General features: G+C 58.8%; 20 protein-coding genes. 7 read left to right on the top strand and 13 right to left on the bottom strand.

Translation table 11 applies throughout. The features are described from left to right. Nucleotides 1–3 precede the first annotated feature (3 nt). The 4 genes from kynB to FKG95_RS11360 all read left to right on the top strand — a co-directional run bounded on the left by kynB (nucleotide 4) and on the right by FKG95_RS11360 (nucleotide 4,118). The gene (gene kynB, locus FKG95_RS11345; RefSeq protein WP_142896456.1) at nucleotides 4–636 is read left to right on the top strand and encodes an arylformamidase; all 633 of its coding nucleotides are present in this window, start codon (nucleotides 4–6) and stop codon (nucleotides 634–636) included. Next, entirely contained in the window at nucleotides 633–1,874 is a 1,242-nt protein-coding gene (gene kynU, locus FKG95_RS11350; RefSeq protein ID WP_142896457.1) for a kynureninase, read from the top strand. Before kynB ends, kynU begins: the two co-directional genes overlap by 4 nt. 58 nt (nucleotides 1,875–1,932) lie before the next feature. After that, nucleotides 1,933–2,787, top strand: coding sequence for a tryptophan 2,3-dioxygenase (gene kynA / locus FKG95_RS11355; RefSeq protein WP_142896458.1), 855 nt, complete (start codon nucleotides 1,933–1,935; stop codon nucleotides 2,785–2,787). Nucleotides 2,788–3,047: 260 nt separating this feature from the next. Continuing rightward, complete coding sequence (locus tag FKG95_RS11360) at nucleotides 3,048–4,118, top strand: hypothetical protein (RefSeq protein WP_142896459.1); 1,071 nt, start codon at nucleotides 3,048–3,050, stop codon at nucleotides 4,116–4,118. A 47-nt stretch (nucleotides 4,119–4,165) separates the two neighbouring features. Here FKG95_RS11360 and FKG95_RS11365 read toward each other — a convergent pair whose 3' ends face one another. Next, the gene (locus tag FKG95_RS11365; protein WP_142896460.1) at nucleotides 4,166–5,107 is read right to left on the bottom strand and encodes an AraC family transcriptional regulator; all 942 of its coding nucleotides are present in this window, start codon (nucleotides 5,105–5,107) and stop codon (nucleotides 4,166–4,168) included. A 104-nt stretch (nucleotides 5,108–5,211) separates the two neighbouring features. Here FKG95_RS11365 and FKG95_RS11370 point away from each other — a divergent pair, with 104 nt between their 5' ends. Continuing rightward, nucleotides 5,212–5,823: a LysE family translocator gene (locus FKG95_RS11370; protein ID WP_142896461.1), complete on the top strand. Its 612-nt coding sequence runs from the start codon at nucleotides 5,212–5,214 to the stop codon at nucleotides 5,821–5,823. A gap of 31 nt (nucleotides 5,824–5,854) precedes the next feature. On the opposite strand, the gene cysS is transcribed toward FKG95_RS11370, so the two are convergent. From cysS to FKG95_RS11400, 7 genes are all read right to left on the bottom strand, one after another. Next, nucleotides 5,855–7,246: a cysteine--tRNA ligase gene (cysS, locus tag FKG95_RS11375; RefSeq protein ID WP_142896462.1), complete on the bottom strand. Its 1,392-nt coding sequence runs from the start codon at nucleotides 7,244–7,246 to the stop codon at nucleotides 5,855–5,857. Nucleotides 7,247–7,325: 79 nt separating this feature from the next. Continuing rightward, complete coding sequence (gene gltX, locus FKG95_RS29625; RefSeq protein WP_179954056.1) at nucleotides 7,326–8,648, bottom strand: glutamate--tRNA ligase; 1,323 nt, start codon at nucleotides 8,646–8,648, stop codon at nucleotides 7,326–7,328. Between the two features lie 3 nt (nucleotides 8,649–8,651). Next, nucleotides 8,652–10,337 (bottom strand): NAD+ synthase, encoded by a 1,686-nt coding sequence (locus FKG95_RS29630; RefSeq protein ID WP_179954057.1) that lies wholly within the window; start codon nucleotides 10,335–10,337, stop codon nucleotides 8,652–8,654. Nucleotides 10,338–10,440: 103 nt separating this feature from the next. Further along, on the bottom strand, nucleotides 10,441–11,172 hold the full coding sequence (locus FKG95_RS11385; RefSeq protein WP_142896463.1) for a GntR family transcriptional regulator: 732 nt from the start codon (nucleotides 11,170–11,172) through the stop codon (nucleotides 10,441–10,443). 22 nt (nucleotides 11,173–11,194) lie between these two features. Next, nucleotides 11,195–12,232: a Gfo/Idh/MocA family protein gene (locus tag FKG95_RS11390; RefSeq protein ID WP_142896464.1), complete on the bottom strand. Its 1,038-nt coding sequence runs from the start codon at nucleotides 12,230–12,232 to the stop codon at nucleotides 11,195–11,197. 17 nt (nucleotides 12,233–12,249) lie between these two features. Continuing rightward, entirely contained in the window at nucleotides 12,250–13,368 is a 1,119-nt protein-coding gene (locus FKG95_RS11395; protein ID WP_142896465.1) for an isocitrate/isopropylmalate dehydrogenase family protein, read from the bottom strand. Nucleotides 13,369–13,466: 98 nt separating this feature from the next. Continuing rightward, nucleotides 13,467–14,423, bottom strand: coding sequence for an SMP-30/gluconolactonase/LRE family protein (locus FKG95_RS11400; protein WP_142896466.1), 957 nt, complete (start codon nucleotides 14,421–14,423; stop codon nucleotides 13,467–13,469). A 384-nt stretch (nucleotides 14,424–14,807) separates the two neighbouring features. Between FKG95_RS11400 and FKG95_RS11405 the strand changes: the two genes are divergently transcribed. Continuing rightward, nucleotides 14,808–15,107 (top strand): putative quinol monooxygenase, encoded by a 300-nt coding sequence (locus tag FKG95_RS11405; RefSeq protein WP_142896467.1) that lies wholly within the window; start codon nucleotides 14,808–14,810, stop codon nucleotides 15,105–15,107. A 19-nt stretch (nucleotides 15,108–15,126) separates the two neighbouring features. Here FKG95_RS11405 and FKG95_RS11410 read toward each other — a convergent pair whose 3' ends face one another. The 5 genes from FKG95_RS11410 to gabD form a co-directional block, all read right to left on the bottom strand. Then, entirely contained in the window at nucleotides 15,127–15,582 is a 456-nt protein-coding gene (locus FKG95_RS11410) for a SufE family protein (RefSeq protein ID WP_246116742.1), read from the bottom strand. Nucleotides 15,583–15,641: 59 nt separating this feature from the next. Further along, nucleotides 15,642–16,820 (bottom strand): nicotinate phosphoribosyltransferase, encoded by a 1,179-nt coding sequence (locus FKG95_RS11415; RefSeq protein ID WP_142896468.1) that lies wholly within the window; start codon nucleotides 16,818–16,820, stop codon nucleotides 15,642–15,644. A 146-nt stretch (nucleotides 16,821–16,966) separates the two neighbouring features. Then, on the bottom strand, nucleotides 16,967–18,358 hold the full coding sequence (locus FKG95_RS11420) for a class II 3-deoxy-7-phosphoheptulonate synthase (protein ID WP_142896469.1): 1,392 nt from the start codon (nucleotides 18,356–18,358) through the stop codon (nucleotides 16,967–16,969). A 226-nt stretch (nucleotides 18,359–18,584) separates the two neighbouring features. Beyond that, nucleotides 18,585–19,961: a glutathione-disulfide reductase gene (gene gor / locus FKG95_RS11425; RefSeq protein WP_142896470.1), complete on the bottom strand. Its 1,377-nt coding sequence runs from the start codon at nucleotides 19,959–19,961 to the stop codon at nucleotides 18,585–18,587. A 154-nt stretch (nucleotides 19,962–20,115) separates the two neighbouring features. Next, nucleotides 20,116–21,573: an NADP-dependent succinate-semialdehyde dehydrogenase gene (gabD, locus tag FKG95_RS11430; RefSeq protein ID WP_142896471.1), complete on the bottom strand. Its 1,458-nt coding sequence runs from the start codon at nucleotides 21,571–21,573 to the stop codon at nucleotides 20,116–20,118. Nucleotides 21,574–21,765: 192 nt separating this feature from the next. Here gabD and FKG95_RS11435 point away from each other — a divergent pair, with 192 nt between their 5' ends. Further along, nucleotides 21,766–22,623: an urea carboxylase-associated family protein gene (locus tag FKG95_RS11435; protein ID WP_142896472.1), complete on the top strand. Its 858-nt coding sequence runs from the start codon at nucleotides 21,766–21,768 to the stop codon at nucleotides 22,621–22,623. Nucleotides 22,624–22,704 lie beyond the last annotated feature (81 nt).

Raw genomic sequence — 22,704 nt, forward strand, 5'->3', positions numbered from 1 at the left:
CGCATGAAACTCTGGGACATCACGCAACCGCTTCGACCCGGCCTCCCGGTTTGGCCCGGCGATACAGCCTACCGCGAAGAGCGGACCTGGCAGATTGACGAGAACTGTCCGGTGAACGTGTCCAAAGTCACGCTGTCAACGCACAGCGGCACCCATGCAGACGCGCCGCTGCATTATGATCCCGCGGGCCTGCCGTCAGGCCAGGTCGACTTAAGCTTCTATCTTGGTCCCTGCGTCGTTCTGGATGTGACCGGCGCCGGGCGTGTTGTTCAGCCGACAGATATTGCGCCCGCGTTTGAGCAACCCGTGGAACGCCTTCTTCTGAAGACCTATGAGGAAACGCCGCTGGAACAATGGGACGAGGAATTTAAGGCGGTCGCACCCGAGAGCATCGATGCACTTTCGGCGGCAGGCGTTAGACTGATCGGAACAGATACCCCGTCCCTGGACCCACAGACCTCCAAAACCATGGATGCTCACCATGCCGTCCGCCGAGCCGGGATGGCGATCCTCGAAGGTCTGGTACTCGACAACGTGCCTGAAGGCCGCTACGAACTCATCGCATTGCCGATCAAGCTTGCCAATCTGGACGCTGCGCCGGTGCGCGCCGTATTGAGAGGACCAATACCATCGTGAGTGTTGTCACCCGAGAAGACCTGTTGGAGTGGGACCGCAACGACCCCCTTGGCCCCATGCGTGCGCAATTCCGCATCCCGGCCGGTACTATATACCTGGATGGAAACTCGCTGGGACCGATGCCGCGCACGACCCCTGAACGCGTCGCCAAAGCCGTTGAGGAAGAATGGGGCGAGGATTTAATCAGGAGCTGGAACAAACACGGCTGGATAGAGCTGCCCCAGCGCTGCGGCGCCAAGATCGCCGATCTGATCGGCGCCGCGGCACATGAGGTCGTGGTTGCCGATTCCACCTCGGTCAATCTCTTCAAGCTGCTGGCCGCCGCGCTTCGCCTGCGGCCAGACCGCAGAGTAATCCTGTCCGACACAGGAAACTTTCCGACGGATCTTTACGTCGCCCAGGGCCTGATCGAACTTCTCGACAAAGGCCATGAATTGCGTCTGGTCGAACCGGAAAAAGCATTGGAGGCAATCGACGACAGTGTCGCGCTTGTGATGCTGACGCAAACGGACTACCGCTCCGGCCGCCGTCACAATATGGCGGAGATAACGTCGAAAGCGCATGGTGTGGGCGCGCTCGTGCTCTGGGATCTGGCGCACTCGGCGGGCGCCTTCCCCGTCGACCTGCGAGGCGCAAAGGCCGATTTTGCGGTCGGCTGCGGTTACAAATACCTGAACGGCGGCCCCGGCGCGCCTGCATTTCTCTTTGTCGCCGAACAGCACCAAAATCAGGTGCGCCCACCACTTTCCGGCTGGATGGGCCATGAGGCTCCGTTCCAGTTTGACCGCGACTACCGCCCCGCGGCAGGGATCTCCAGAAATCTCTGCGGGACCCCCGCAATCCTGAGCATGACGGCGCTCGATGCGGGGCTGGACATCCTGCAGAAGGCCGGCATGACGGCGATCCGGGAAAAGTCTGTGCGCATGACCGAGCTCTTCATCGAACTGATGGAGACACACTGCGCGGATTTCGGTTTCGAACTCTTTAGCCCAAGGGATCCGGAGATCCGTGGCAGTCAGGTCTCCTTCAGACACCAACAGGGTTATCCGATCATGGCGGCACTGATCGAACAGGATGTCATCGGCGACTTTCGCGCGCCGGATATATTGCGCTTCGGCTTCACGCCGCTTTATCTGCGCTACGGCGACATCTGGGACGCGGTTCAGATCCTGCGTGATATCATGACCGAAGGAAGCTGGGACCAGCCAAAGTTCCATAAACGCCAGGCGGTCACTTGACCAGGCCGTCACTTTAACCGCGACCCGATCCATGTCTGTTGGAAGTGAGAGGGACGAGATGCCTGAAGACAAAAAGTCCACAGCCACCGCCGCAAGTCTCCCGGACGGCGCACACAGCGATTTTACCGAGTCCATGAGTTACGGCGATTACCTCGGCCTGGATCGTTTGCTTACCAGTCAAAATCCCGTCAGCGCGGAACATGACGAACAGCTTTTCATCATCATCCATCAGGCCACCGAACTCTGGATGAAGCTGATTCTGCACGAGTTGCACGCCGCCGTTACCTGCATCCGCGCCGACAACCTCTCACCCGCCTTCAAGATGCTGGCGCGGGTCGCGCGCATCCAATCCCAGCTGATTCAGTCCTGGTCCGTCCTCTCCACCATGACCCCCGCCGATTATCTGCGGTTCCGGGACCAGCTCGGTCTGTCCTCCGGCTTTCAGTCCTTTCAATACCGCGAGATCGAGTTCCTGCTGGGGAACAAGAAACCGGCACTTCTGGCACCGCACCGCCACAAAGCGGAAATCCATGATCGTCTGAAGGCCGTTCTCGACGCGCCGAGCCTCTACGATGAGGTCGTGCTCCTGCTGGCGCGCCGGGGCTTTCCCATCGACAGTGAAGTCACCAACCGGGACTGGAGCCAACCCTATAAGGCCGCACGCTCGGTTGAAGAGGCCTGGCTGCAGGTCTACCGCTCGCCCGAAACCCATTGGGAACTCTACGATCTGGCCGAAAAGCTGGTCGACCAGGAAGACTCGTTCCAGCAATGGCGCTTCCGGCACCTGAAAACCGTCAGCCGCATCATCGGTCACAAGCGCGGGACGGGCGGCACCAGCGGGGTCAACTATCTCTCGAAGGCCCTGGATTACACTTTCTTCCCGGAACTCTGGAATCTGCGCACATCGCTGTAGGGTTTGCGCTCTTATCTGCGATAACAGCATCGCGCGAAGACAAAGATCAGCTCTGCTGCTATGGATAGCTCTTTCGGCAAAGGCTACGATCCAGAAGTTGCGATTGAACAGCCTCAGCCAGAACACCACCGAGAGTGTATAAGCTCTTCATTTTCCATGCATTCTTCGCCATCGGCGATCTTTCGAGCTTAATCCATCCTCAACACCTTTCCGGCATTTTACCAAGTTGCAGCAGTTTTGCGGAAACACGACGGGTACAGATGTCTCAAGCTCAAGCGGCGGTCGAAACCGAACAGGACGAGAATTCAAAAGCAGCCGATCTGCTTGCGCGGGATTCGCTGCGCATTCTGCCCTTGTCCTGCATTCCACTGGAGACAGCGCCGCTTCAGCGCGCGCGGATCGTAAAAAACGTACATCTCCAGGGTGTCGTCGAGATGTTTCAGGATGAGAGCACCGGCAGCGGCCAGCTGGAGCCGGATCAGCTGCCGACCTATTACGGCTGGGATCCGAACAAAGAACATGTCGACCTGCGGCGCATCCGCGCTTTGGCGAGCCTCAGCAGCTATGACGTTTACAGCCTGCGTATCGAACTCAGGCGCCTGGGCATCGACGTGAACGACCACGAGGCTCTGACCCTCTCGGAAGAAAAGAGCAAAGAGCTGGCCGGGTATATGAAGACCTTTACCGGTCCGCTCCTGCAGCAGGTTTACGGTTCCGGCGAAGAGAACATCCAGGACTTTGGCCAGCTGGTCGCGATGTTCGCCTCCCCAAACCGCGAGGAAGCCCAACGGAACCTGCAAAAGCTGGCAGACAAGCTGGAAATCGACCTGATGGAAGTACCGGCCTTCCTGGAAGACTACGCAGACACTTTCCTGTCGCTGGCCTACTTTAAGGAGTGCATGGACCAGGTGGTCCCCGATGTGATGTCCTTTCTGGAGAATATCGGCGATCTAAAATCGAATCTGCAGCTGCAACGCACCACGGGTTTTCTCGAGACCTGCGATTTCATGGAACCGCGCCTAAACAGCATCATCACGTCGATCACAGGTCGCTTCGAACGCTTCGATCAGCATACGAAAAATCTTTGGGACAATGTCTCCGCCAATTCTTTTCAGCGCATCCGCACCATGATCAAAAGCCATCACAAGACGGTCGGTGGCGTTCTCTGCGGCCTCACCACCAAGATGGATGCGTGGGAGACAAAGTTCGGCACCATCAGCCAGGGCGCAGCAGTCGTGGCGCGGGCTGACTTTATCATGAGTGACATGCGTCACGGCATCGCACGGCTCGAGGAGCTGGAAAAATCCGCACCGGATATCGCAGACGCCTAAAAGCTGTCAACGCACAGATACATTGCCTTCTCCCTGATGACGTCAACTCACATCATTATGCCGGCCCGGCGGAATGCGCCCGGTCCAACACCATAGGTTTCCTTGAAGCGCCGGGAAAACGAGGGTGTCGAGGCATAACCACAGCGGCTGGCAATCTCCGCCATGTCGAGGTTAGAGCTCACCAGCAGGTTTCGAGCCTTGATCAAGCGCCACCGCGTTAGATAGCCGATCGGCGGAATCCCAACCACGTCGCTAAAGCGCTGGGCGAAACGGGCGCGCGACATGCCCGCGATTTCGGCAAGTCCTTGAATTTTCCAACTCCGATGGGGCTGCTGATGAATTGCGTGAAGCGCTTTGGAGATCTGTCTATCTGAGAGTGCCATGACGAAGTTGCCGGGATTGCTCTCTCGTTCAGCCGCGGCGGCCATCCGTCGGACCGTCTGGATGAACAGCACTTCCAGGAGGCGCGTCAGGATGCCCGTCGTTCCCTGCCCGTCGAGCTCGGCTTCCATGGCAAGAAGTCTGAGCACCGCGCTTATCCAGGGTTCTCTTCCCAAGTCTTCCGGACGCAGGATCATAATCTCAGGCAAGCTCGCGAGGACAGGATGCTCGATCACTTCGTCAAAGTGACAGAACCCGCAAAGCAGTCGTGTGCGGCGGCTGCCCTGGCCATAAGTCAGAACACCTTGCTCAAGCGCGCCGTCAGCAACAACTTCAGCCAGAGGCACAGGATCGATTGCCGGTGCGCTTGAGAGCACTTGCCCGGCCCCATTCGGTACAATGGCAAGATCGCCATCGCTCAGTTCCCTGGCCTCTCCGTCAGGCATGCGCAACCAACAACGCCCTTCCCGAACAAAATGGAACCGGATGCGGCGACGCTCGGGCGGCACCTCGATCGAAAAGTCGCCACGCAGTTTGGCCAGAAAGTAGAGGCTGCTGCGAATTCTCAGGTTTGAGAAAACGTCAGAAAGAACATCAAAATTGTCCAATTTTCCTACATCTTGAGACGATTGGATAAAAAACTGAGATGATGTCAGAGTGTTTTGCCTTTGCCGGCATGTCAAGGTTGCCTGAATTCACGGGAGGAACCTGCATGCCGCAAGAGACCATTATCGCCCTCATGGGCTTCGCTTTCGTGATGTCCGTATCGCCTGGTCCCGGTAATTTTTTACTGCTGGCCTCCGGCGTCAATTTCGGCTTCCAGCGGTCTGTCCCGCTGATCCTCGGGATCTGTTCGGGATTTCTGACAATGGTATTTTGCGTTGGTCTCGGGCTCGGGCAGGTTCTGGAGCGGGCGCCCATTATCTATACGATACTGAAATTCGCCTGTGCAGCCTACGTTCTTTGGCTGGCGTTGAAGATCGCGAGAAGCCGTTCTTTAGGGAGTAAAGATCAGGATGAGTTGGGCCAGCCCATTTCCTTTCTGCAGGCGGCTCTTTTTCAGTTGGTCAACCCAAAGGCCTGGGCGGTGGCGCTGATAGTGACAGTCTCCTACACCGACCCGGAGAACTATATGCCCAGCCTGATCGTGATGATCCTTCTCTTCGCGCTGGTCAACGTTCCTTCCATAAGCCTCTGGGCAGCCTCAGGTGTTGCCCTCAAACACTTCCTTGGTGATGGCCGCAAAGTCGCCGTTTTCAACATCTTCATGGCCGTCCTGCTGGCGGCCTCTATGGCACCGGTCCTGCTTGGGACATTTGAATGAACAGACTATCGAAACTGGCCTTTAAGAAGCTTCACTTCCGGCGCCAGGTCGTCCCGCCGGCGCCGTCCTCCAGGACGATCCCCATGGCATCGAGCTGATCGCGGACCTGGTCGGCCTTGGCGAAGTCCCTTGCCTTGCGGGCTTCAGCGCGCGCAAGGATCAAGCCTTCGATCTCTGCCGCATCGTCATCGCCTGCATCGCCCTGGAACCAGCTTTCGGGATCGCCCTCCAGCAAACCGAGCAACCGCCCGCCAGCCAAGAGCTCGCCCTTCAGCCTGGCAAGCAAGGTTTCGTCGCGGGCCTCGGCATGGGCCGCCTTGTTGAGCGCCGTGCCGACTTCGTGCAGAGCGGCAAGCGCCAAGGGTGTGTTGACGTCGTCCTCAAGGGCGGCAACAAGCGCCGCAGGCGGCTCCAATCCGCTTGGCGCGATCCCCTCGACCGTGCGCAAGGCACCATAAAGACGATCCAGCTGGCTTTTCGATTCCGCTACCTTTTCCCGGGTGAAGTCCAAGGGCTGGCGGTAATGCGCCGAGAGCAGGGTGAGGCGCATCGCTTCGCCCGAAAGCCCCTCGTCCCGCAACTGACGGACCGTGAAGAAGTTGCCGAGCGACTTCGACATCTTTTCACCGTTCACCACTACATAGCCGTTGTGCATCCAGTAGTTCACGTAAGACACGCCGTGCGCACAGCTTGACTGCGCCAGCTCGTTCTCATGGTGGGGAAAGGTCAGATCCAGACCGCCGCCATGGATATCAAAGGTTTTACCCAGATGCTCTTCGGACATGGCCGAGCACTCGATGTGCCAGCCGGGCCGGCCGCGCCCCCAGGGACTGTCCCAACCGGGCTGGGTCTCAGAGCTGGGTTTCCAGAGAACAAAATCGGCGGGGTCTTTTTTGTAAGGTGCAACCTCGACCCGCGCCCCCGCAACCATGTCATCGCGGTTCCGCCCGGACAGCGCGCCGTAGTCCGCCATCGAGGGCACGTTGAAAAGCACATGACCTTCAGCCGCATAGGCATGGCCCTTCTCGATCAGCTGTTCGGTGATCGAGATCATCTGCGCGATATGGTCGGTCGCACGCGGCTCTACACTCGGGGGCAAAGCTCCGAGTGCGGCCATGTCATCGTGATAGGCTTGCGTGGTCCGCGTTGTGACGTCTTCAATCGACTCACCCTTTGCCTTGGCGGCATCGATGATTTTGTCTTCGACATCGGTGATGTTGCGGGCATAGGTGACGTGATCCTCGCCGTAGATCCAACGCAGCAGGCGGAAGACCACATCGAAAACCACCACAGGGCGCGCATTGCCGATGTGGGCGAAATCGTAGACGGTCGGCCCGCAGACATACATCCGTACATTCGACGGATCGATCGGCTCAAAGCGCTGCTTTTTGCGTCCAAGCGTATTGTATATCTGAAGTGCCATGTTTCACCGGTAGGGCTGTTGAGCGCAGGTATGCGGCCACATTAATTCGGACTGATTGAAAACAAGTCAAGCCGCCAATCTAGGCGGTTTCGCCTTTGAGGCGTGCCGCCGCCCGTTCCCGTCCGATCAACGGCAGCAGAACCTTGAGCTCTGGTCCATGATCAAGACCTGTGAGCGCGAGCCGGAGCGGCATAAAGAGCGCCTTCCCCTTGCGTCCGCTGGAAGCTTTCAAAGCGCCCGTCAGGCTGCCCCAGGTTGCCTCATCCCAAGGTTCGGGCGGAAGCTGCTCGGCGGCGGACTGCGTGAAGTCCGCGTCCTCGATGACCGGCTTCACGGCACCCCGGCAGATATCGTGCCACAGCTTGGCGTCGCTCAACTTGGTCAAATTGGGCCGCACGGCGTTCCAGAGCACCTCGTTGAAGTCATCGGACAGGCGCGCCTTAACCGACTCAAAGCTCATCAGATGGAGCAGACGTGCGTTCAAAAGATCCAGCTCCTCCGGGTCAAAGCGCGGCGTACCCCGGCTGAAGTGGGTGATGTCGAACTGTTTCGCCAGCTGGCTCAGATCCGTCACCGGCTCGATGGCGTCCGACGATCCCAGACGCGCCAGATAGCTGTTCAGGGTCATGGGCTCCAGGCCCCTCTCGCGCAGCGACTGAAGGCTCAGGCTGCCGATCCGTTTGGACAGCCCCTGCCCGCTCGCGTCGGCCACGAGCGGCAGATGCGCGAAGGTCGGAATGCTGCCGCCCAACGCCTCAAAGAGCTGGACTTGGACGGCGGTATTCGAGACATGATCCTCACCGCGCAGAATATGCGTGACGTCCAGTTCAATGTCATCGACCACCGACGAGATCGTGTAGAGCGGCCGACCGTCTTCGCGGATCAGGACCGGATCGGTCAGGTGCGCGCCGTTGAAATGCACCGCACCACGAACCAGGTCCTCCCACTCGATGTCCTCATGCTCGAGCTTGAAGCGCCAGTGGGGCCTCCGGCCCTCGGCTTCGAACTTCGTCCGCTCATCATCGCTCAGTTTCAGGGCACCGCGGTCATAAATCGGCGGGCGCCCTGCCTGCAGAGCGATTTTGCGCTTGAGACCGAGTTCCTCGGGTGTCTCGTAGCAGGGATAAAGCCGCCCGGCGGCCTTCAGTTTTTCAGCGGCAAGATCGTAGCGCTCCAGACGCTCCGACTGTGTCGCAACCTCGTCCCACTCCAGACCCAGCCAGAGAAGGTCATCCTTGATTGCCTGGGTATATTCGTCGCGCGAGCGCTCGCTATCGGTGTCGTCGATGCGCAGCAGAAACGAACCACCGGCGTTGCGCGCCATAAGCCAATTCAGCAACGCCGGGCGGGCATTTCCAACATGAAGCAGACCTGTCGGACTGGGGGCGAACCGGACTTTCATGGCTTACAAAGGACCTTTAAAGGCATTGGTGATGGGATAACGGCGGTCCCGCCCGAATGCCCGGCGCGTGATCTTCACGCCGGGCGCGGCCTGGCGCCGCTTGTACTCCGCGAGTTCCAGAAGGCGCCAGATCCGGTTGACGGTTTCCCGGTCATGCCCACGCGCTACGATCTCGTCGATCCCCGCCTCACCCTCGATCAGGCACTCAAGGATATCGTCCAGCTTGTCATAGGGCGGCAGGCTGTCTTCGTCTTTCTGGTCGGGTTTAAGTTCGGCAGTGGGCGGTTTCGTAATGATCCTCTCGGGGATCACTCGGCCTTCCGGCCCCAAAAGACCGGTGGCCTGGGACTGATTGCGCCAGCGCGAGAGTTCGAAAACCGTCGTCTTGTAAAGATCCTTCAAGACATTGTAGCCGCCGCACATATCGCCATAGAGCGTCGCGTAGCCGACCGAGACCTCTGACTTGTTGCCTGTGGAAAGCACCATATGTCCCAGCTTGTTCGACAAGGCCATCAAGGTCAGTCCACGCGAGCGCGACTGGATGTTTTCTTCGGTGATGCCCGGCGTCGTGCCGTTAAAGAGCGGCTTGAGCATGGCATCGAAGGCGTCCATCGCCGGCTCGATACTGACGCTGTCCAGCTTGACCCCAAGGAGCTCGGCGGCTTCGGCTGCGTCGTCCAGGCTTTCCTGGCTGGTGTAGGGAGACGGCATCATCACACAATGCACACGATCCGCCCCAAGCGCATCGACGGCAATGGCCGCGGACAGCGCCGAATCGATGCCTCCCGAAAGTCCGAGCAGGACACCGGGAAAGCGGTTTTTCTCGACATAATCCCGCAGGCCCAGAACAAGTGCGCTGTAGATGGTTTCCAGCTTCGGTGCGGGCGCAACGCGCGGGCCCTCTTCGCAGACCCAACCATCTGCCGCACGTTCCCACTGAGTGGTGACGACCGCCTCACTGTACATGGCGAGCTTTACCCGCAGATCGCTGTCGCTCCCAAGCACGTAAGACCCGCCATCGAAGACCAGTTCATCCTGACCGCCGACCTGGTTCACATAGACCAGCGGCAGTTCCGTCTCCACGACACGGGCAACGCCCAACTGAAGCCGCTCGTCTTCTTTTTCCAATTCGTAGGGCGAACCATTGATGCAGATCAGAATCTCCGCGCCGGACTCGGTCAGGCACTCTGAGACCTCCGGAAACCACATGTCCTCGCAGACCATGACCCCAAGGCGGACATCCCTGAAGTTCATCGGACCGTTCAAAGGACCGGCGGCAAAGAGGCGGACCTCATCGAACACACCGTAGTTCGGCAGGTCATGCTTGTAGCGGGTGCCCAAAATCTGACCATCATCCATCAGGACCGCAGCGTTGAAGACCTTTCCGCGCAGGGGCGAACGGGCAGAACGGTCCTCGCGCCAGGGCGCACCGATCAGCAGCCCCGGCCCGCCATCGGCCGTATCGGCGGCCAGTGCTTCCAGCGCCGCATCGACCCGATCCAGGAACATGGGCTTCAGCACAAGGTCCTCGGCGGGATACCCGGTGATATACATCTCGCTGGCCACCATCAGCTCGGCGCCCTGCGCCCCAGCTTCCACGCGCGCCGCACGGATTTTCGCGAGATTACCCTCAATATCGCCCAGGGTAGGATTGAGCTGGGCGAGGCATATTTTCAGCATGTCAGTCATAGCAGATTACTTAGCTCTACCGGACGATCACAGCAAGGATGAGAAAAAGGCCTGAGGTCCGATTTTCAAGAAAACCCGGCGTCACCATCCAAATCAAGCGGTATCAGAGGGCCGTTAAACCGTGGGTTTCAAGAATTTCAATCAGCATTTCGCCGCTGCCTTCGCGATGTTTTCGGTGGATGCGGCGGGCCGCCTCACCATCCCGCCGGCGCAGCGCATCTAGCAGATCTGCATGGTCCTGGCTGGATTTTGTCGGTTTCGGACGCAATCGAAGCGTGATCATCCGTACCCGGTGTGCCTGATCCCAATAGGTTCCGACCAGGGACCGCAATCTGCGATTCCCACAGAAATCAACCAACAGCATGTGAAAACGTTCGTCAGCCTCCGCCCAGGCCCGCAGGTCCTCACGCGCCAGAGCTTCGTCCATATCGGTGACGGCCTGCTCCAAACCGGCCGTCTGAGCCTCGCTCAGCCCCATGCGTGCAACGGATTCGGCCGCGACGGTTTCGAGGCCGGTCAGGATTTCGTAGATTTCGCGCATATCTTCGCCCGAAACCGGCAAGACCCGCATGCCGTGGCGGGGGCGCACCTCGACCAGGCCTTCGTTGGCAAGGCGGACCAATGCTTCGCGGACCGGAGTCCGGCTCATGCCAAGCGCCTGGGCAATCTCCTGCTCGGTCGCCTGGAACCCTGCTGAAATCTCGTTGTCGAGGATCTTGCGCCGCAGCAAACTATAGGCTTGATCCGAGTAAGACAGCCGTCGTCCCGGCAGACCGGCAGCCGCCGTCTCCGCGTCGGACAGTGCTTGTTTCAAACCCGCCAGTTCACTGACCATCTATGACCTCGATGCTTCTAACCTATAACGTCACTCGCTTGCCGAGCTCACTGGAACTATAGGCTGCTTCCTCGATTCGTATATTGGTCAAATAATCGCGGGCGCGGTTCATCAATGGCGCGCCATCTTGAAGGTGTTCGACCACGTGCCGCTGGAGCGCGAAAACGCAATCACCGCCAAAGTTCCGGTTTTGCCACTCATAGTCGATCTCGCGTTCCTGGTCTTCACCATGCTGACGCAGGAACAAGCGGCCATCGCCGTCAAGCCGCAGGCTCGCTTTTGATCCCTCCAACAGCATTTCGCCCATGGTGAGACGGCGGTTTTTGGCCGGGTGATCGGCAAGCCGGTTGCCATCGAAGAGGCCAGCCGCCCCATTCTCAAACTCGAACAGCATCACGCCGGTGTCTTCACCTCTGATCGCCGGGTTCAGTCGTCTGAGCGCCGCGGTCACCGATCGCATCTCGCCAAAGAGATAGCGAAAGACATCAATCAGGTGAATAGCCGTCTCATGGACCAGAAAGCGCTCCATCTCCTGGAAATAGGGTTGCCGGGCAAGATAGGCCTCGGGCCCCTGTCCGTCGCCGGGCCGCAGACGAAAAGCCACCTGATAGAGATCGCCCAGAGTGCCGGCCTCCAGGACACGTTTGATCTCGCTGTACCAGGGCTGAAAGCGAAAGTTCTCATGGATGACCAGCATCGCCCCGGCGTCTTCCATCAGCTTCGTCGCGTATTCGGCTTCCTTAAGACTGGGCGTAAAGGGCTTCTGGCAAATCACCGGGATTCCGCGGGCCGCCGCCAATTCGATGTAGGCGACATGAGTCGAGGGTGGCGTGATGATGTCCACAAGGTCCGGTTTCACGCTGTCGAGCATCTGCTCGAAGTCTGTGAAAACCTGTTCGATGCCATAGCTATCGGCAATTTTTTGGGCGTTCGCCTCGGTCTTGTTGCAGATGGCAGCCAGATCGACCTCCAGCCGATGCCAGGCTTCGTACTGAAACTGGCTGAAATAGCCGGCCCCGACACAGGCAACCCTCAAAAGTTTGTTCGCGGCATCCGTCATATTTCCATTCCGCCCGCTTAACCCAAATCCATCTCGTCACAGACCTGATCGACAGCAGCAATCACTGCATTGGTCACGTCAGTTGTCCCGCTTTCGCCGCCCAACTCGAATGGCAAAAGATTACCGGCCGCAAAGGCCTTATCGACAGCGGCGGTCAGTAACGCCCCCGCCTTGCCGTATGCGGGCCGGTCATGTTTGTCTGCAAGCCATTCGAGCATCATGCCGGCGGAGAGGAACATGGCGGTCGGGTTGGCCTTACCACTGCCGACAATGTCGGGCGCGCTGCCGTGGCAGGGCTGGAAAACGGCATGTTCGTCACCGACATCCGCGGAAGGCGCCATGCCCATACCGCCGATCAGGGCTGCACCGAGATCCGAGAGAATGTCCCCGAACATGTTTTCAGTGACAGCCACGTCGTAGACCCAGGGGTTGCGCACCAGATTTAACGCCATGGCATCGACATAGGCGTAGTCGGCGATCAGATCGTTGTTTTCAGCCGCCCGCTCGTCAAAAATGCTGCGGAAGAATGCGAAAGAGGTGAAGACGTTCGCTTTGTCCACGCAGGTCAAGCGTCCCTCATGGCCGGCAGCCTTGCGTTTGCGGGCGAGGTTGAAGGAGAAATCGAACAGCTTCTCCGAAACCTCGCGTGTGATTTCCATGGTATCGCGGGCAATGCGGTTATCCTCGATGGTTCCCTTGCCATGGGAAGCGAACAACCCTTCCGTCGACTCGCGGATCAGCACAAAATCCAGCGCTTGCGCCCGCGGGTCGGACAGGGGGCCGGGCACGCCGGGAATAGAGCGAACCGGGCGCACACCGGCATAGAGGTCCAGCTCAAAGCGGATATCCAGCTGCGGCGCGATCTCCGTCCCATCCGGATAACGGATGTCCGGCATGCCCATGGCCGCCAGCAGGATCGCGTCCGCATTTCGGACTTCCTCAAGCGTCTCCTTCGGCAAGGCTTCGCCGTGGTCTCGGTAACAGGCAGCTCCGGCAGGCACTTCCTTGAACGAGAGCGAAATATCGCCAACCCGTGACGTGACCGCATCGATGACTTCGAGACAGGGGCCCATGACCTCTGCCCCGATCCCGTCACCGGGTAACACCGCAACCGAAAGAGAATTTGACGAAGACATCCGTACCTCACACCGCTTGTAGCAAGCATTTGCTTTTTGTCCGAAAGGACTTTGTTTATCGCGCCGGCGTTTCACGACCGCCGCGTTCGTGTCTGACCTTAAAACTTCCAATGCGCGGGGGCATACCCGGCGACCGGGGACTCATAAATCGCCACGGCATCGCCCAGCAGACAGCCAAGATAGATCCGTTTCAAATCAGGACCGCCGAACGCGAGGCTCGAGATATTTTTAAGCCGCTCGCTCTGGCAATTGTCCAGATGCGGCCGATCCATCGTGCCGTTCAGATAAGCCGCCTCGACCCATGCCAGATGTGCCGGATCGTTGTCTTCCAAAACGACCCGCTGTTCACCATCGGGCGAGATGCGGATGACCCGGTTGCTGACGATACTGGTGATCCAGATCCCGCCTTCCTGATCGAAAGTCAAACCGTCCGGGAAGGTCCCCATTCCGAACTCCGCAACGGTCGTTTTATTGGTCAGGCTGCCATCATCTGCAATATCAAAAGACGACAAGCGCCGGGCAAAGGTCTCATTCACGAAGAGACGCCGGCCGTCCGGGTGAACAATGCATTCGTTTGTGTAGCCTAAGCCATCAGCGACGATGCGGGCCTTTCCGTCATCCACCAAAACAACGAAGCCGTCGTCGACATCAGGCCGGTATCCGAGACTCCTGGGCATCTTGCGCGTGCTGACCGTAATCCAGACGCGCCCCATGGCATCCAGATGCACGTAGTTCGTCGGTGGCAGTGGGACCCCGTCCACCTCCAGAAGAAACGGTCGAATGACGCCGGTCCTATCGATCCGGAAAACACCGCCCTCTTCCGCGCCGAGATGGGCCAGAAGATAGGAGCCGTCGGGCATCAGACAGATGCCATTCGGTTTCACCTCGAGCCCGCCGGCTTGGCCAACCAGGTCGACCTGCACACCGTCAGGCGGCAGAATACTGACTCCGCCATCCCAGTTCGACGCATGCACCCGGCCGTCAGACGTGCAGAGTACACACTCCGGACGCTTCAGCCCTTCCCCCAAAAATCCAATGAACGTCAGTTCCGACATCGATTCCCAAATACCCATCACCTGCCCAATAGCTCTCACTCGTGAGCCTTTTCATTCTTTACCGGACCAGCGAAAAACGTGACTCCATTTTTCTCAATCACGCTCCATAGCGCTCTTTCATTTCGGCGCCCCGCTTTTTTTCACGAGGGTTACCAATCGCCAGACTTTCCGCCAATCAACTTGCCATGACAAAATAATGCATACATTATCTAATGCATTATTGCACGATAAAAAAAGTCGAAGGGACCTCTTCCCGACTGAGTGTTCTTTGGAGACTCTTTACGCCGTTGACTGTAGCCGCTGGAAACACGAACCCAACTCCGGGAATTTGGTCTCACGTCACTATCGCATCGAATCAGGATAACAACAGGAAAGCTGAGAGATATGTTTGTCATTACGGTCGTTTTCGAATGCCATGCCGAGCAGAGGGAGAGCTTTGCCGCAGCTCTGAGGACGCAGGCCCATAATTCAGTCACGAAGGAGCAGGATTGTCTGCTGTTTGACGTCTGCAGCGACCCTGATCGGCCGAACCGCTTTTTCCTTTACGAAATCTACGGTGACGAGGCGGCATTCGATCTGCACCTCAAAAGCGAGCATTTTCTCAATTTCGATAAAGAGGTTGCAGACATGGTGACGTCGAAGACGGTCGAGCGCTGGAACAAGCACCCCTCCGCAGGCGCATGAAAGAGTTGAGAGTCTCCCGTCAGCCGGCTTCCGTCGCGGCCCCCGCGTTCAAGCGGGCCAAGGCCCGGATACGTTCGATTGCCGAGTGAAAGCCGTTGGCGCGGTTCGGGCTGATCTGGGCCTCGAAGTCGAGCCGGCGCAGCACGTCCTTGATATCGACCGCCAGGATCTCTTCACCGGTCCGGCCGGAGTAGATCGATAGCAGCACGGACAAGAGCCCCCGGACGATATGCGCGTCGCTATCCGCCCGGAAAGAAATAATCGGCTTAGGGTCTGACGAAACCTCGGCGATAATCCAGGCCTGGCTGGTACAGCCCTGAATACGGTTCTGCTCACTTTTGTCGGCCTCATCGAATTCGGGCAGCTTGCGGCCCAGATCGATGATGTAGCGATAGCGATCCTCCCAGTCGTCAAGGAACTCAAAGTTCTCGACCAACTCGTCAACCGATGTGATCGCCATGCCTTCACTATCCATCTTCAATCCCCGCGCAAGACTATGTGCGCGAGCCCTGCGTCAAAAGCGTAATCCGTCAGCTACTTGCGGAGCAAAAACTCACGTCCGACCTTCACCCGCGGCTCACCATCATACTCGATGATATCCGCGGTCGCGTAGGTCTCGGACCAGCTACTAGGTAAATAGCTTCCGGTCCCGACAATATCAATTGGTGCCTGGGCCTCGGCGATCATCCGGCACTTCACAGGGCTGAAACCGGAAGAACCAACGATCTTCACCTTGGAGAAACCCTCGTTGTCGAGAACTTCGCGCAGCTTCCAGATGGCGGCTGCCGAAACACCGGGCCCGACCAGATGGCGCAGCTCCGCCTCGTTTCTGTATCCCCGTACTGCCTGTGGCACATTGCGCTCCAGAACGGCGTAGGAACTCGGCGGGTCAAGGGTTTCGACGAAACGGCTGCCCGCCGTATCGAGGCGAATGGCAAGCTGGCCGTTTGCTGCACGCTCAGGAAAGCGGCGGCAGACCGTCAGGGAATCCGTTATCTCTCGGGCGAAATAGTCGACCAGGACCGTCATGGGGTCATCGGGGAAGACCTCGTCGTACATCTCGGCGGCGCGCAGGGTCGAGCCGGCATAGCCGATAAAGGCGTGCGGCATGGTCCCTTTACCGCCGTCCGTGCCGAAGTACGGCGCCGTGGCGTCGGTTGCGTTGCCGATGAAGCCGACGGCTCCGGCTTTTCGTTTTGCCCGTTGCGATCCGACCGAGGCCGCATAGGCCATAAGCTCCGCCATCTCGGTGCCCGCGCAGTGCCGCGCGTCCATCGCCAGGAAACCGACCTTCGGCAGATCGGAACACATGGTGAAAGCGTTGTAGGCCGCGACACATGTCGGTCCAAGCTTTTGCAGCACCAGGGTTTCGAGGTCGACGAGATGATAAAGAGGTCCGGAGACATACATGATCGGCTCGCCGGCACCGACCCACCTGCCCTCCTCGAAGCGCAGGTCGATTTCGAACTCCGTGCCGCGTTTCCTGGCAATCGTATTGAGCCAGTCGATCGCAAGGCGCGGGGCAGAGATGACCGGGCGGCGCATGAACAGGGCATAAACCGCTGAAACATCGCCAAACTTCTCAACCGACTTCTTCGTCCTTAGAAAGTAGTGGTCGGTCCAATTGACGATATCCGGCTCACGCACCGGCCATTCAGAGGCATTGTGCGAATTGTCGGGTCCGGCTTGGCGTTCCAGAGCATCATCTGGCATGAGACTGATCCGTCCCTTTGATTTGAGCGGGCACAGCTAGCCTGCTGTCCCGGCAGGAGAAATTCGGCAGATAAAAGTAGAGCGGCTTTGTCGAGTTCATTCAACAAAAACCGCCCTGGCTTTTAAATCCCCGCTGCGTGCAGCTGTTACGAAGCGGCGGCAATCACACCGTTGCCGTTGCGCAGCTCTTCACGTTCTTGTTTCAACTGCTCGGCAATGAGAAATGCCAGTTCCAAGGCCTGACTGGCATTCAGCCGCGGATCGCAATGGGTATGATAACGGTCGCCGAGCCGGTCTTCGCTGATCGCCTGCGCGCCGCCGATGCACTCGGTCACATCCTGCCCGGTCATCTCGAAATGAACGCCGCCGGCATAGCTTCCTTCTGCGCGATGGACGTTGAAGAAGCCTTTGACCTCCGCAAGGATCCGGTCGAAGGGCCGGGTCTTGTAGCCGCTGGAAGACTTGATCGTATTGCCGTGCATGGGATCGCAGGACCAGACGACCTTGCGGCCTTCCTGTTCCACCGCGCGCACCAGCCGGGGCAGTTTCTCCTCGACCTGATCATGGCCCATGCGAGCGATCAGGGTCAGGCGGCCTGCCTCGTTCTCCGGGTTAAGAACATCGATCAGGCGGAGTAGGTCGTCAGTTTCCATGGAGGGACCGCACTTCATCCCGATCGGATTCTTGATACCGCGCGCAAACTCGATATGAGCTTCATCGATGTTTCGGGTCCGGTCGCCGATCCAGACCATATGCGCCGAGCAGTCATACCATTCGCCACTCAGGCTATCGACACGGGTCAGCGCCTGCTCATAGTTCAGCAGCAGTGCCTCGTGGCTGGTATAGAAGTCGGTTTCACGCAGTTCCGGGCTCTTCTCAGGCGTCAGGCCGCAGGCCTTCATGAAGGCGATCGTCTCGTCGATCCGCCGTCCCAGCTCCGCGTAGCGCTCGCCCTGGGCGGAACCCGCCACGAACTCCAAATTCCACTGATGAACCTTATGCAGATCCGCGAAACCGCCCTGGGCGAAAGCCCGTAAGAGGTTGAGCGTCGAAGCGGATTGATTATAGGCCCGCAGCAGACGCTCAGGATCCGGCTGGCGCGCACCATCGGTAAACTCGATACCATTGACGATGTCGCCCCGGTAACTCGGCAGCTCCACACCATCGATGGTCTCGGTCCCCGCGGACCTTGGCTTGGCGAACTGACCCGCCAGACGCCCCACCTTCACGACCGGACAGGCCGCCCCGAAAGTCAGTGCCACCGCCATCTGCAGGAGCACCTTGAAGGTGTCGCGGATATGATTGGGATGGAACTCAGCGAAGCTTTCCGCGCAGTCGCCGCCCTGCAGCAGAAAGGCCTTCCCCTCGGCCACTTCGCCAAGATGCCTTTTGAGTTTGCGGGCTTCACCTGCAAACACCAGCGGCGGATAAGCGGCAAGAGTCTCTTCGACTGCCGTCACGGCAGCCTGATCAGGGTATTCCGGAACCTGACGGATCGTCTTGTCACGCCAGGAAACAGGGGTCCAGTTGGCGGTCATCACCGGCCTCGTTCTTCATCAATTTCAACGGGCACCGCAATCGCAAAACGGCACGGAGCGAGGGTTTTACAAGGCTTTCAGCGCCTTTACCACCCGAAAAGGCAGTGCTTGTGCGCAGGGCAAACTGCACCCCAGCAACCAGGCCTTTTCTTGCCTGCCTGAATAAGACTTAGCGCGCCGGGCCCCGATTTCTCACCAGGAATTCAAATTTTGCGTGAACTAGCCTCTATTCCGCAGCTTTTTCAATTGCTTCCGGGACGGGCTCACGCATGGTGACAAACTCTTCAGCGGCCGTGGGATGAATACCGACGGTGGCATCGAACATCTGCTTTGTCGCGCCGGCTTTGACAGCAACCGCGAGCCCCTGAACGATCTCGGGTGCGTCGAGACCGACCATATGGACCCCCACCACACGCTGACTTGCCCGGTCAACGACCAGTTTCATCATGGTCTTCTCGTCGCGTCCGGAAAGCGTGTGTTTCATGGGCCGGAAGTTCGAGCGGTAGATATCCACTGGTCCGTAGGTCTTGCGAGCATCGGCTTCGGACAGGCCTACGGTCGAAACCGGCGGATGACTGAAGACCGCGGAAGGAACATCCTCGTGGTTCATGGCCCTGGGATTGCCACGGTAAACCGTATCCACGAAAGCCATGGCCTCCTGGATGGCGACCGGGGTCAGGTTGATCCGGTCCGTGACATCACCCACGGCAAAAATGTTGCTCTGACTGGTTCTCGACTGCGCATCGACCTCGATGGCTCCGGACTCGCTCACCTTCACGCCCGCGGCCTCGAGGCCCAGGTTTTTGATATTCGGACGCCGTCCGGTGGCCGCCATGACCAGATCGGTCTCGACGGTCGTTCCGTCAGAGAGCGTCACCAACAGGCCGTCGCCGCCCTTCTCAATCTTCTCGATGGTGGTCTGGACCTGGAGTGAGATCCCCTTCTTCACGATCTCTTCCGCAAGGGTGTTGCGCACATCATCGTCAAACCCGCGCAGGATCTGCTCGCCCCGATAGACCAGCTTAACGTCACTGCCCATACCATTGAAAATACCGGCGAATTCCACGGCAATGAAACCGCCGCCATAAACCAGCGCGCGCTTCGGCAAGCCGGTCAGATGAAAGGCTTCGTTGGAGCTGATCGCGTGCTCCCAGCCCTCGCCCGGCGGGAAGCTCGGGCTGCCGCCAGTCGCAATCAGGATGGTCTCTGCGGTGATCCGCTGGTCTCCGACCTGCACTGTGTGTGGATCAATCAATTCGGCATGCGCGCGGAAGGATTTGACCCCGGCATTGTCGAGTAGCTTCTGGTAAATACCCTCGAGCCGGTCGATTTCTTTATCTTTGTTGGCGATCAGGCTGTTCCAGTCAAAACTGGTTTCACCAACCGTCCAGCCAAAGCCCACAGCATCTTCGAAATCCTCATGAAAATGGCTGGCATATGACATCAGCTTTTTAGGAACACACCCCCGGATGACACAGGTTCCCCCATAACGGTAAGATTCCGCCAGACCTACCTTCGCCCCGGTTGCCGCCGCCATGCGCGCACCGCGCACACCACCGGATCCGCCACCGATCACAAAGAGATCGAAATCATAAGCGCTCATATCAGCAGTTCCATATTTAAAATCTGGCGGCGTGCCACCTACCTTTGATGCGCCACCTTTGATGCAAGGCCTTTTCACATAGGATCATGGGTGAAGCTTACCATAGACAAGCTTGCAACCCTGTTAATCGCTCACGTCTTTGTGTTTGCCGGACTTAACCCGTCGCCATGCAGATGTATTTGACTTCCAGGAAGTCATCCATGCCGTACTTCGAACCCTCTCGCCCAATACCGCTCTCTTTGACACCACCGAAGGGCGCGACCTCGGTTGAGATCAGACCGGTATTGACGCCAACCATTCCGGTCTCCAGCGCCTCGGCGACGCGCCACACCCGCCCGAGGTCTTTAGCGTAGAAATAAGCCGCCAAGCCGAATTCCGTATCGTTCGCCATTTCAATGACTTGTTCTTCTGTCTTAAAGCGGAACAGCGGCGCAACCGGACCAAAGGTCTCTTCATGCGTCACCTTCATATCGGTGGTCACTTCGGTCAGAACCGTGGGCTCGAAGAAGGTTCCCCCCAAGGCGTGACGCCCGCCGCCGACGGCGACCTTGGCACCTTTTGCCGTGGCATCGGCCACATGGTCCTCGACCTTGGCGATCGCGGCGAGATTGATGAGCGGGCCCTGGTTCACGCCTGCCTCGGTGCCGGCACCGACAGAGATCTTCTCCACTGCGGCCGCCAGTTTCTCAGCAAAAGCATCGTAAACAGCGTCCTGGACGAAGATCCGGTTGGCACAGACACAGGTCTGGCCTGCATTGCGGAACTTACTGATCATCGCGCCTTCGACCGCCGCATCAAGATCGGCATCGTCAAAGACGATAAAGGGCGCATTACCACCCAACTCCATGGAGACCTTCTTCACCGTACCGGCGCACTGTTCCATCAGGAGCTTACCGACCCGGGTTGAACCGGTGAAGGAGAGCTTTCGCACCGTTGGATTGGACGTCATTTCGCCGCCGATCTCGCTGGCGACACCCGTAACAACGTTGATGATCCCGGCCGGAATGCCCGCGCGCTCCGCGAGCTCGGCAAGCGCAAAAGCCGAGAGCGGCGTAAGCTCCGCAGGCTTGATCACGACGGGGCAGCCCGCTGCCAGCGCCGGCGCGCACTTACGGGTGATCATGGCAATCGGGAAATTCCAGGGGGTGATGGAGGCGACAACACCGATCGGCTGCTTGATGACCACGATCCGCTTGTCGGCCTGATGCTGGGGGATGGTGTCGCCGTAAACCCGGCGCGCTTCTTCCGCAAACCATTCGATGAAGGATGCGCCGTAGGTCACCTCGCCTTTCGCTTCCGCGAGGGGCTTGCCCTGTTCGGAGGTCATCAGAAGCGCGAGGTCGTCGGCGTTCTCGGTGATCAGGTTGAACCAGTTTCTGAGGATTGTGCAGCGCTCCTTGGCGGTCAGCGCGCGCCAGGCCGGCCAGGCCCGGTTCGCAGCCTCGATCGCCGCACGGGTCTCGTCAGCGCCCATCTTGGGAATCCTTGCGATCACCTCATCATTGGCCGGATTGGTCACTTCGATCGTTTCACCGCCATCCGCTTCGACCCACTTGCCATCGATGTAGCACTGCTGGCGGAAAAGGGACGGGTCTTTAAGTTGGACGGTCATCTCGTTGTTCTCCCGAAGCGCGGCATCTCTTGAAGTCAGCAACCAGCCGGCATTTTTAAGTAAAGGCGGCGGGAGTATAGACAAGCGGGGTCCAGTGCGAAAAGCGCAATGTCGCCCTTGTCACTGAAGGCGGAACCTGACAGAGATAATTACTCAGCATTTCAGTCAGATGACCCTCAGAGTTCACACAACATGAAACACTACAATCCCGAGAACGAGCCACAGGATTCACGCGAACGCCGGGCTATCGAGCCGGTAGTCTGCTATCCGGTCGAGAGCCTCGTGCCCGCCGAGATGGAGCGTCTGCGCGCAGCGCGGCAAGATCTGGAGAAGGTTGCGCAGGTCACCGTCCCACCGCGCGACGCCCGCTGCTTTGAAGTTCCTGCCGGCCACTTCTTCCGGATCGTCAGCCGCGACGGCGCCCAGGTCGGAGACCTCAACCTCTGGGCACGCGACAACCTCCATGAAAAATTCTACAGCGGCAAGACCAGGGCGCTTCACGGGACGCACCTCTCGACCGGCGACAGGATGTGGTCGGGCTTCCCTTATCTGCGGCCGCTCGCAACCGTCACCTATGACACGCTGGATTGGTATGGCTGGGATAAATTCGGCGGATCTGTGCACGATGTGATCGGCACACGCTGCGATCCCTACACGGCGAAACTCCTGTCAGGCGTCGACTACCACTATTGCTGTCATTCCAACCTGATCCGAGCCCTGGCAGATTACAAGGAAATGACCCGCGATGAGGCCGAGCCCTATGTCCACGATGTGCTGAACGTCTTCATGTGCACAGGCTTCACCCTGGACACACATCAGTACTTCATGAAGGCCAGCCCGGTGCGGCCCGGCGACTATCTGGAGTTCTTCGCGGAAACCGATCTCCTGGGGGGCCTGTCGGCCTGCCCGGGTGGCGATTGCTCTGCGAAGCATTCGTCCGACGAGGCCGCCTGCTTCCCCCTCGAGGTCGAAATCTTCAAATCCAACTCGCAGGCCCTCGAGGGCTGGGAGCCGCCTGCCGCTTCGAGCTACTCAAGAAGCCACGGCTAGACCGGAGCGAAGGCGGATCTTGCTGATGATACTTGGAAGAGGCCAGGAAGAAGCAGCATTGTCTCCGACGCGCTCTCGTCA

Origin of the sequence: Denitrobaculum tricleocarpae (assembly GCF_007004665.1) — a bacterium.
Taxonomy (GTDB): Bacteria; Pseudomonadota; Alphaproteobacteria; order Kiloniellales; family Kiloniellaceae; genus Denitrobaculum; species Denitrobaculum tricleocarpae.